This is a genomic window from Pedobacter sp. GQ55 (assembly GCF_059758925.1).
On the sequence record NZ_JCAXEI010000002.1, the window covers coordinates 915069 to 926096 of the forward strand.

Below are 11028 nucleotides of genomic sequence, written 5' to 3' on the forward strand. Positions count from 1 at the left end.
ATGAACGTTCAATTAAATAATTTCAACAGCAAGCGCGAGGCTATTTTAAATAGCACATTGGTACTCGTTAAGGAGTACGGGTTTCATGGTGCCCCTATGAGTCAGATTGCGAAACATGCTAAGGTAGCCGCAGGAACCATATATCATTATTTTGATTCAAAAGAAACACTAATTGTTGAGCTTTATATAAGAACTAAAGATCAGCTAGCGGAAGCCATACTTGAAGGCTATGATGAATCAAAATCCTATAAGGACCGTTTCTTTAAATTCATGATCAATCAATACAACTTTTATATAAAGAATGAATCTGCAATGGTCTTTCTTGAGCAATATATAAACTCCCCCTTTGCAAAGAATTTCCCCGAAAAAGAGAGCATTTTGTTTAAAGAAAAAGTAATCGGTTTTTTTCAAAGTGGAATAGATGGAGAATATTTTAAAAAAATAGATCCGAGATTGCTCGGACCAACAATAAGAGGCACGTTAGTTGCGGCTGCAAACTTCAGATTATCAGAGCATATGATATACTCTGAAGAGGACATTACGGAGGTGGTGCAGATTGTTTGGGACGGAATTAAAAGACAATAATATATATAATGGCTTTAACTATACACAATTCCCCTTTTAAATATGAAAATTCATAAATTACTCGTAATGCTTCTTATAGGTTTACCTGCCTTGCTGCCCGAAAAATTAGCAGCACAAACGGTAAACAATGATAAACAGCTCAGCAATGCTACACTTCAGGAAGTGATAGATTATGCACTAAATAACAGACCGGGAGTGAAACAATCTCAGATCGATGAAGAGATTGGCGAGCGCGATATCAAATCTGCACTGTCCGGATGGTTCCCTCAAATTAATGGTAATGCAAATTATAACAACAACCTAAAGCAACAGGTAAATGCGCTTACTACGAATGGTGAGACCAACTACATTACCTTTGGTACCAAGCATACCTCGGCACTTACTTTACAGGCCGACCAGCAGTTTCTAAACGCAGGTCTTATCCAGGCTTCAAAAGCATCTAAATATTACAGACAACAGTACAAGCAAAGTACAGAAAACACTAAAATAAATACTGTTGTAGATGTAAGTAAAGCTTATTTTGATATCCTTACCAGCGGCGAACAGTTAAACATTATCAATGAAAACATAGCCCGTTTAGAAAAACAACTGAAAGATGCATCTGCTCAGTATGAGCAAGGCTTGGTAGACAAAACAGATTTTCAACGTGCACAAATTAGCTTAAGCAACTCCAAAGCAGATAAAAAGAGAACTGAGGAATTGCTTAAATATAAATATGCTTATCTTAAAGAGATCATTGGATATGGAACTAATAAAGACTTTAGTCTTAACTTAAAGTCCGACAGCATGGAACAGGGCATTCTTATAGACACTAATGCGCAACAGGCTTATGAGAATAGGGTTGAATATCGTTTATTGCAAACCCAAAAGCAATTACAGCATTTAAATACGAGCTATAATAAATGGAGCTACCTACCCTCTATTTCGGGGTTTATAAACTATAGTTATAATTATTTAAATAATGACTTCAGCAACCTGTACGATAAATCTTTCCCAAGTTCTGTATTTGGATTAAAACTAAGTGTCCCAATTTTTCAGGGAACCAAAAGAATTCAGGAAATCAGAAAATCGGAATTACAGGAAAAAAGAATTGACCTTGATTTATTGAACACTAAAAACCGGATCAATACGCAATATGAGCAAGCAATGGCTACTTATAAAGCAAATCTGAACGATTGGAAAACAGCAAGGTCAAACGTTGATATCTCCAGACAGGTGTACAATACCATTAAACTTCAATACGATGAAGGGATTAAAACTTATCTGGATCTGATGACTTCAGAAACAGATCTGCGCACTGCACAGCTTAATTATTTAAACTCATTATACAGCCTGCTTTCTTCGAAACTAGATGTACAGCAAGCATTAGGAACAATCATCGTAAATTAACGTAATTTAATAAGAAAACTCAAATGAATACTACTAACTACATAAAACTAGGCATCGTAATACTAGGAACAGTTACATTAGCCTCTTGCGGTGGCGATAAAAACGCCGGACAACAGCAAGGTCCTCCTCCCGCTACACCCGTAACCACTTACACTGTATCAGATCAGGAAGTAATCACTACAGATTCTTATCCTGGGGTAGTGGTTGCTTTAAACGAAGTTGAACTACGCCCACAGGTTGGCGGTTACATCACCGCTATCTACGTAAAGGATGGTCAGAAAGTATCAAAGGGTCAGAAGCTATATGAAATTGACCGCACAAAATATATTGCTGCAAACAACACGGCTAAAGCAAATCTTGCGGTAGCGAAGGCTAATCGTGATAAAGCAAAAAAAGATGCCGATCGCTATACCAGACTTGCAGAGCAAGATGCAGTAGCAAAACAACGTGTTGATTATGCACTAACCGATCTGGCAAATGCAGAATCGCAGGTTGCCGCAGCACAGGCACAGTTATCGTCTGCCACCAATGACTTGCAACGCTCGATCATCGTATCGCCGTTAAATGGAACAATAGGCATCTCTCAGGTTAAATTGGGAGCTTTGGCAACACCTGGTACAACTTTATTAAACACGGTTTCGAGCAACAATCCTATAGCAGTAGACATTGCAGTTAACCAGGCCGAAATTCCTCGTTTTGTACGTTTACAAAAGAACGCTGCAGCAGTTAAAGATTCTCTTTTCAACATTCAATTGCAGGATGGCAGTATTTATACCGGTCAAGGTCACATAACTGCTATCGATCGTGCGGTTGACCCTCAAACAGGAACCATCAAAGTAAGGATCAGTTATCCAAACGCTGAAGGGAAACTTTTTGCTGGTATGACTGTAAATCTAAAAGCTTTAAATAAAGCATCAGAACATCAACTGGTAATTCCATACAAATCTGTTATAGAGCAACTGGGCGAATTTAATGTCTTTGTCGTAGGTGATAGCAGCAAAGCCGAAGCCCGCATCGTTCAACTGGGTAAACAGTTTGACAAAAGTGTAGTGGTAAAAAACGGACTAAAACAAGGGGAAGTAGTTGTGGTAGATGGTGTACAAAATGTACGCCCAGGTGCTGTAGTTACAACCGCTCCGGCCGATGCGGCCCCGGGAGCACAACCAGCAGCAGGCGCAGTTAAAAAATAGATTTAAAGAATTCAGAGATATGATATCAGAAGTATTTATAAAGCGACCCATCACAGCGATTGTGATTTCCCTTTTGATTGTTCTGGTTGGTACCATTGTGATTACCACATTACCGATCAGTCAATACCCCAATATAGCACCCCCAACGGTTACTGTAAGTGGCACCTATACAGGTGCAGATGCACAAACTGTAGAGCAAACTGTAACTACACCAATAGAAAGCCAGATCAATGGTACTCCGGGCATGAAATACATGTCATCGAACAGTACATCAGATGGCCGTTCGGCTATAACCGTTACTTTTGATGTGGGTACAAACATAGACATTGCCGCCCTCGATGTTCAAAACAGGGTAGGCATTGCAGAACCAGCTTTACCCGAAGCGGTAAGACGTTTAGGAGTGACCACTAAAAAAGCAAACAACGATATTTTGATGGTGCTTGGACTTTACTCCCCTAATGGCACTTACGATCAGAAATTCATTTCGAACTATGTAAACTTATACGTAAAAGACGCTTTATTAAGGATTAAAGGTGTTGGAGATGTGCAGGCATTTGGTCAGCCTTTTAGTATGAGGATCTGGCTTGACGCCAACAAACTTGCAAGACTGAACTTAACTCCTGCAGATGTTTCGGCTGCAATTGCAGAACAAAACTCAAGAATCCCAGGTGGTACGGTAGGTGGGCCTCCTCAAAACAGCAACCAAACTTTCGAATTCTCAGTAATCCTGGATGGTGACCTGAGTACTGAAGAACAGTTTAGAGACATTGTGGTGAAATCGGGCGCCGATGGTTCTGCAGTTTATCTAAGAGATGTGGCCAGAGTAGAGCTTGGTGAGTTTGCCTATTCAACCAATTCAAAGATAAACGGTAAAGTGTCCTCTATGATGGCCATCAACCAAACTCCAGGAGGCAATGCTGTGCAAACAGCCGATGGAATAGATAAAGCCATGCTGGAGCTAAAAAAATCTTTTCCTAAGGATCTGGATTATGTAGTGGCTTATGAAACAGTATCTATCGTAAAGGTTTCCATCAACGAGGTTGTTCACACCCTTGTAGAAGCACTAATACTGGTAACGTTGGTTGTGTTTTTCTTCCTTCAAAGTTGGAGGGCAACGCTGATCCCAATTCTAGCGATTCCCGTTTCCATAATAGGTACATTTATCTTCTTTACCCTTTTCGGATTTTCTATTAATGTACTTACCATGTTTGGTTTCGTACTGGCCATCGGTATTGTGGTGGATGATGCCATTGTGGTGGTGGAAGCGGTGCAGCATTACATGGATCATGACGGGCTTTCGGCACCCGATGCAACACGCAGGGCGATGAAAGACATTACCGCTCCCGTAATTGCCATAGCATTAATACTTGCAGCTGTATTTATTCCTGTAGGATTTATACCCGGCATGGTTGGTCAGTTGTATCAGCAATTTGCCATCACCATTGCAGTTTCGGTATTGATCTCGGCATTTATCGCTTTATCGCTAACACCGGCATTATGTTCATTGCTGCTTACACCAATGAACCTGAACAAAGACTCAAGGGGATTAAACAAGTTCTTCTTTAAATTTAATATTTGGTTTGCCAATGTAACCAGCAAATACTCTAACGGTGTAAAATGGTCTTTAAAAAAGGCTCCTTTAATGGTGATTATTCTGATTTGTCTTTATGTTGGAACCATTGGGCTATTTGCAAAGAAGCCATCTGGATTTATTCCTAATGAGGATGCAGGAGTATTTTTGATGGGTGTTACTTTGCCCGAGGGAGCCTCTGCAGCACGCACAGATGCATTGATCAAAAGAGTGACAGAAACCATACTGAAAAAATATTCCGAGGTAAAAAATGTTACTTCAATTGGAGGTATCAACATCCTCAACAGATCATTCAAATCTAATGCTGCTACATTCTTTGTGCAGTTAAAAGACTGGGACGACAGACCAGGTGATGTGGCTACCACCATTGCCAACATTTCTCAGGAATTTAAAGGCGATAAAGATGGTAGTGTAATAGTTGTTGCTCCGCCTCCCATTCCGGGATTGGGTATTAGCGGTGGTTTCTCTTTGCAGATCCAGGAAAAACAAACCGGCGACATAAAGCAATTTGAAGCCAACGTAGGAAAATTCCTTGCTGCCGCCAATCAGAGACCAGAAATTGCGATGGCTTACACCCTATTTAACGCCAGAACTCCTAATTATCAGGTTCACGTTGATCGTGACCAGGCTAAGAAAATGGGTGTTTCAATAGGCACCGTCTATAGCACTATTTCTGCATATCTTGGAAGTAGCTACGTAAACGACTTTACCAAGTACGGACGAAATTTCCGAGTTGTTACCCAAGCAGACACTAATTTTAGAAAAGGTATTGAGAACCTGAATGGGCTGTATGTCAAAAATTCAGCAGGTGCCTCTGTACCCTTAAGCTCTATAGTAAGCTACAACATAGTAGAGAAAGCTTCCATTATTAACCACTTTAACTTATTCAGATCTATTGAGGTAACCGGAGCTGCAAAACCAGGCTTTAGTTCTGGCGACGCTCTTACTGCAATGGAGGAAGTGGCAGCACAAACCTTACCGGCAAATTATTCCTATAATTTCTCTGGTTTGAGTTTAGAAGAAAAAGAAGCAGGTAATAGTACCACATTAATCTTTGCACTGATTATTGTTTTCGTGTTCCTTTTACTCGCTTCTCTATATGAAAGCTGGTCGGTTCCCTTCTCTATCCTTTTGGCTGTGCCACTTGGTTTGTTTGGAGCCATTCTGGCACTTACATTTTTGCCAAAACTCGACAATAACATATACGCACAGGTTGGTTTGATTACGTTGATTGGTCTTTCTGCAAAAAATGCGATCCTGATTGTCGAATTTGCGAAAGAACGTGTGGATTGGGGTATGGAATTAATTGCAGCTACAATTGAAGCAGTGAAGCTTCGTTTACGCCCAATTATCATGACATCCCTGGCCTTTATATTAGGGGTTATTCCATTGATTATTTCTCATGGTGCAGGTGCTGTTTCAAGGATGACCATCGGCTGGACAGTTGCTGCCGGTATGCTTTCGGCAACCATCCTTGCCATATTTATTGTTCCTGTATTATTTGTGCTAATTACTAAGCTTGCTTATGGTAAAAAGAAACTTGCAGAATTACAGGCTACCTATAAACCAGAAGAGCATAAAGATACTTTACATGCCGATTAAGCTGTAAAGAGCAAGGTTTAAACACGGAAAAAGCTGACCATATGGTTGGCTTTTTCTGCATACAAGTATTTGATAATGGATGTATTTTATTACATTACCTAACTGTTTAATCAGCATCAATATAGTTAGTTTTATTATGCGAAAATCAACACTATTAAAAACCTTGTTTAGTATCGCAAGTTTTACCCTTGCACCGTTTCAAAATATATCTGCCCAGCAAAAACCCAATATTGTATTTGTATTAACAGATGATATGGGCTATGCTGATTTAAGCTGCTATGGTAATCCGGTTATTGAAACTCCTTTTTTAGATCAGATGGCTGCCAAAGGAGTTAAGGCAACCAATTTTGCACTGGCCTCGCCAACCTGTTCGCCATCACGTGCGGCCTTTCTTACCGGTCGGTACCCTACCAGATACGATATTCCTGCGCCTTTAGGACCTGGTTCCAATCAGGGTTTACCTGCCTCAGAACTTACAATGGCCGAAATTTTAAAAACAGGTGGGTATAAAACCAATATGATTGGCAAATGGCATTTGGGCGATAAAAAAGCGAATCTACCGATGGAACAAGGTTTTGATAATTATTACGGATTGCTATATAGCCACGATTACCGCAGCCCTTATGTGCAAACTGACACCACTATTAAATTGTATCGAAACTATAAGCCCGAAGTTTATCAGCCTGCCGATAGCTCGTTGACATCATTGTACAACAATGAAGCTATAAAGTACATTAAAAAACAAAAAAAGGGAGAACCTTTCTTTTTATATCTTGCCTACAACATGCCTCATTTGCCCGTATATTTTGCTGCCCAGAAGAAGAACAGCGACTTAACACATGGGGGGGAACTTGGTTATGTTATAAACGAAATGGATAGGGGTTTAAACCAAATCTGGAAAACATTGGAACAACAAGGCTTAGCCGACAACACCATTTTTATTTTTACGAGCGATAATGGCCCCTGGACTAATTATCCTGAAAGGATGTCTGGAGATGGTAAAACCCGACAGAATCATGCTGGATTTGCCGGAGTATTTCGCGGCAGTAAAGCTACCACATATGAAGGTGGCACAAGGGTTCCATTCATTTTATACTGGAAAGGACACACGCAAGTACAGGTTCAGAAACAACTTTTTAGCAGTGTCGATTTATTACCTACCCTGGCCGAATGGAGTGGTACTAAACTACCTGATGATCTTAAAATTGATGGGCAATCAGTAGCTCCATTATTTACTAAAAAAGACGCACCCTTCCAGCATCAACCAGTATACTACGTCCATTATGGTGTTCCCGAAGTAGCGCGCGTGGGGGATTGGAAGCTTAGAAGAACCAAAGAAAGCGGAATAGAATTATTCAATCTGGCAGAAGACCCTTCAGAGCGGCTAAATTTAAATAATGATTATCCGCAGGAATCCAAAAAACTATTAAAAATACTAGACAATTATCCCGACAAGTAGGAGTTCAGCGTGGATTGAATAAGCCTTGACAGGACCTTTCCGGGGCTAAAGGGCCTAATGACACCCTAACAAGGCCCTAGGAATGCCTTGTCAACTAAGTATATAATTAAAGTGCATTTAGTTTGTCGCTAAGCAACTTAGTTACTTCGTTAAAATAGCGTTTACGACCATATCCCATTACCCAGCGGATGCCACCTAAAGCATTCGTGATAAACACTTCTTCAGCTTCTTTTAACACTTCGGGGTTTATTTGTGCTTGTATTACGGGAATTTCGTTGGTTTTGGCAATATTCATTACGACATTTCTCATTACCCCAGCAATACAACCTTCTGTTAAAGCCGGTGTATAAATCTGTTTATCGTAAACCACAAAAATATTAGAACTGATGCTTTCGCATAAAAATCCATTTTGATTCAAGATAAAAGCTTCGTCCAGGTTATACTGCTTTTTATACAACCCAGCCATTACATAAACCAAAGAATTACATGTTTTATAATTAGAGAGTTTATCAACAGGCTTAGTAAGTTCATCAAATACGTCTACAATTAATCCTTTTTTATTGAGTTCGTATGTGCTTTCGGTTAATGCAGATGCCTCCAATACATATCCCGATTTGTTACTGTTTGGCGTATATAACCCATCGCCTGCCCTGTATACAGACAATCTGAACCTTACATTATCTTTAAGTTTGTTCTTTTTACAAAGCTCATTGGTTTTTTGTTTCAGAAAATATTCATCGAACAAGGTTGCTCCTTCCATTTTAAGAGCCTTCATCCCAGCTCTTAACCTATCGGCATGCAATTCGGCAAACTTAAGTTTTCCGCCAGACATTCGCATAGATTCAAAAAGGCCATCACCATACCTGAAACTGCGGTTATCAGCAGTTATAATAGGTTGATTTTTTAATATAAATTCGTCGTTATGTAAAATGTACTCTTGCTGCATTTATTGAGGCTCTACGATATAGTTTCTCCATTTATTTAAAGCTGTATCGAAATCGGGTGGCAAAGGTGCTTCAAATTCCATATACTTTTTAGTAGTTGGATGAATAAAACCTAAAGTTTGTGCATGTAAAGCCTGGCGTGGTAAAATATTAAAGCTGTTTTGTACAAACTGTTTGTATTTATTAAAGGTAGTTCCCTTCAATATTTTATCCCCTCCGTAATTTGCATCATTAAATAATGGATGCCCTATATGCTGCATATGTGCCCTGATTTGATGTGTTCTTCCCGTTTCAAGTTGACAACTAATTAGTGTTACATATCCTAAACGTTCCAGAACGGTATAATGTGTTACAGACCACTTACCTTTTTCTTCATCATCGTAAACATCCATCACTATTCTATTTTTAGCACTACGCCCGATATAACCTGTAACAGTACCATCATGCTCTATATCGCCCCAGGCTAAGGCAACATATTTACGGGTAATGCTATGATCAAAAAATTGCTTGGCAAGTTTGGTCATAGTGATTTCGTTCTTACTAATCAGCAATAAGCCTGAGGTATCTTTATCGATACGGTGCACTAAACCAGGCCGGCCTTCATTACCCGGTAATTGTGGCAATTGCTCAAAATGAAAGGCAAGCGCATTTACAAGTGTGCCTGTATAGTTATTATATCCAGGGTGGACTACCATTCCTGCTGGTTTATTTACGACCAAAAGATCAGCATCTTCATAAACGATATCTAGTGGAATATCTTCAGGGTAAACTTCTGTGTCTCTCGGAGGATGTGGGAATACAACAGATATTTCATCTGTCGGCTTTACTTTATAGCTCGGTTTTACTGTTTTTTGATTAACCAGAACGTTTCCGGCGTCTATTGCGTTTTGAATGCGGTTACGGGAAGCATTTTCTACCCTATACATTAAAAACTTATCAATGCGCAATAAAGACTGTCCTTTATCAACAACAATGTTCAAATGTTCATACAGATCCTGCTCCTCTAATTCTACCCCGCTATTGTTGTTTTCCATTAAAATTGTGTTTTATTTCTATTAATTAATCATTAAATGCTCCTGCAATATCCCTCAATTTTAATATTTCGGGGTTTTAGCGATTTCGTTTTGCAAAACTAATCTTTAGCAACAACATATTTAGAAAAGAAATTGGCCTATTATTTGAGAAGTGCATGATCCAGACTAAATAATCTTACTATGAAAAATTTTACTGAGAACATAAAAGTAATTCTTAACTTCTTTCCTTATTTGATTAAAAAAATCTACTTCAAGCATTAATTAATACTACATAATAAAAGGCTATTTATATTTGTACAATGTTTACAGATATTTATAGCCCTATACATCAATTAAAGCACACTACAAGAAACCAGGTATTGGTTAAAAGAGATGATTTAATTGATCCTTATATTTCTGGGAATAAATGGCGTAAGCTAAAATACATCTTAAAAGATGTACAGAAAAACAACAAAACACACATAGTTACATTTGGTGGAGCTTTTTCTAATCACCTTGTGGCAACGGCAGCTGCTTGTGTCAGGGCTGGTCTAAAAAGTACAGCTTTTGTGCGTGGCGAAGTGGTAAGCAATGAAATGCTATTGCTTTGCAAGCTGTTTGGTATGAATTTAATTTTTACCGGCAGAGACAGTTACAGAAACAAACCCTTATTATTTGATTCTCATTTTGGAACGGATCCTGATGCTTATTTTGTTGATGAGGGCGGTGCCGGTGCAGAAGCTGTTAGAGGCTGCGCAGAGATTATTGCTGAACTACCTCAGGATATTGATCATCTGTTTTGCGCCGCAGGAACAGGAACCACTGCTGCAGGACTGTTAAAAGGCATTCATCAACGTAAGTTAAAAACGCAACTTCATGTAGTCCCCGTTTTAAAAGGCGGTGATTTTATTGCGGATGAAATTTATAAGCATACAGGAAACATTGAGCAACTGGTTATGCATACTGATTATCATTTTGGGGGATATGCCAAAACCCCTCCTGCTTTGATTGAGTATATTAAAAATTTTATTGCTGATGAGGGAATGCTTATTGACCCAGTATATACCTCAAAAATGTTCTTCGCTATTGATGATCTGATCAGCAATAAATACTTTAAAAAAGAAGACAAAATAATTGCCATCCATACCGGTGGTTTACTGGGAATCTGGGGTATGAAAGACAAGTTTATTTATTAACACTTGTTAGACCGAAATAGATTCTATCTCAAAAACATACTTTAAATCGTTTAAACCTA

The 11028-nt window shown here is 39.1% G+C and carries 8 protein-coding genes; 6 read left to right on the forward strand and 2 right to left on the reverse strand.

Annotation, left to right across the window (positions count from 1 at the left end):
* The 5 genes from AC6CH7_RS08630 to AC6CH7_RS08650 all read left to right on the forward strand — a co-directional run bounded on the left by AC6CH7_RS08630 (position 1) and on the right by AC6CH7_RS08650 (position 7816).
* A complete protein-coding gene (locus AC6CH7_RS08630) occupies positions 1-585 on the forward strand; it encodes a TetR/AcrR family transcriptional regulator (protein WP_498262298.1) in 585 nt (194 codons plus the stop codon).
* Between the two features lie 42 nt (positions 586-627).
* Entirely contained in the window at positions 628-1974 is a 1347-nt protein-coding gene (locus AC6CH7_RS08635) for a TolC family protein (protein WP_498262299.1), read from the forward strand.
* Between the two features lie 23 nt (positions 1975-1997).
* Entirely contained in the window at positions 1998-3164 is a 1167-nt protein-coding gene (locus tag AC6CH7_RS08640) for an efflux RND transporter periplasmic adaptor subunit (protein WP_498262300.1), read from the forward strand.
* A 19-nt stretch (positions 3165-3183) separates the two neighbouring features.
* Positions 3184-6357 carry an efflux RND transporter permease subunit gene (locus AC6CH7_RS08645; protein ID WP_498262301.1) on the forward strand — a complete coding sequence of 1058 codons (3174 nt, stop codon included), beginning with the start codon at positions 3184-3186 and terminating at the stop codon, positions 6355-6357.
* A gap of 136 nt (positions 6358-6493) precedes the next feature.
* Positions 6494-7816, forward strand: a complete 1323-nt coding sequence (locus AC6CH7_RS08650; RefSeq protein ID WP_498262302.1) for a sulfatase-like hydrolase/transferase — start codon at positions 6494-6496, stop codon at positions 7814-7816.
* A 106-nt stretch (positions 7817-7922) separates the two neighbouring features.
* On the opposite strand, the gene AC6CH7_RS08655 is transcribed toward AC6CH7_RS08650, so the two are convergent.
* Positions 7923-8762, reverse strand: a complete 840-nt coding sequence (locus tag AC6CH7_RS08655) for an aminotransferase class IV (protein WP_294871140.1) — start codon at positions 8760-8762, stop codon at positions 7923-7925.
* A complete protein-coding gene (locus AC6CH7_RS08660; protein ID WP_498262303.1) occupies positions 8763-9794 on the reverse strand; it encodes an RluA family pseudouridine synthase in 1032 nt (343 codons plus the stop codon). It abuts the gene before it with no gap.
* A 299-nt stretch (positions 9795-10093) separates the two neighbouring features.
* Between AC6CH7_RS08660 and AC6CH7_RS08665 the strand changes: the two genes are divergently transcribed.
* The gene (locus tag AC6CH7_RS08665; protein ID WP_498262304.1) at positions 10094-10969 is read left to right on the forward strand and encodes a 1-aminocyclopropane-1-carboxylate deaminase/D-cysteine desulfhydrase; all 876 of its coding nucleotides are present in this window, start codon (positions 10094-10096) and stop codon (positions 10967-10969) included.
* Positions 10970-11028 lie beyond the last annotated feature (59 nt).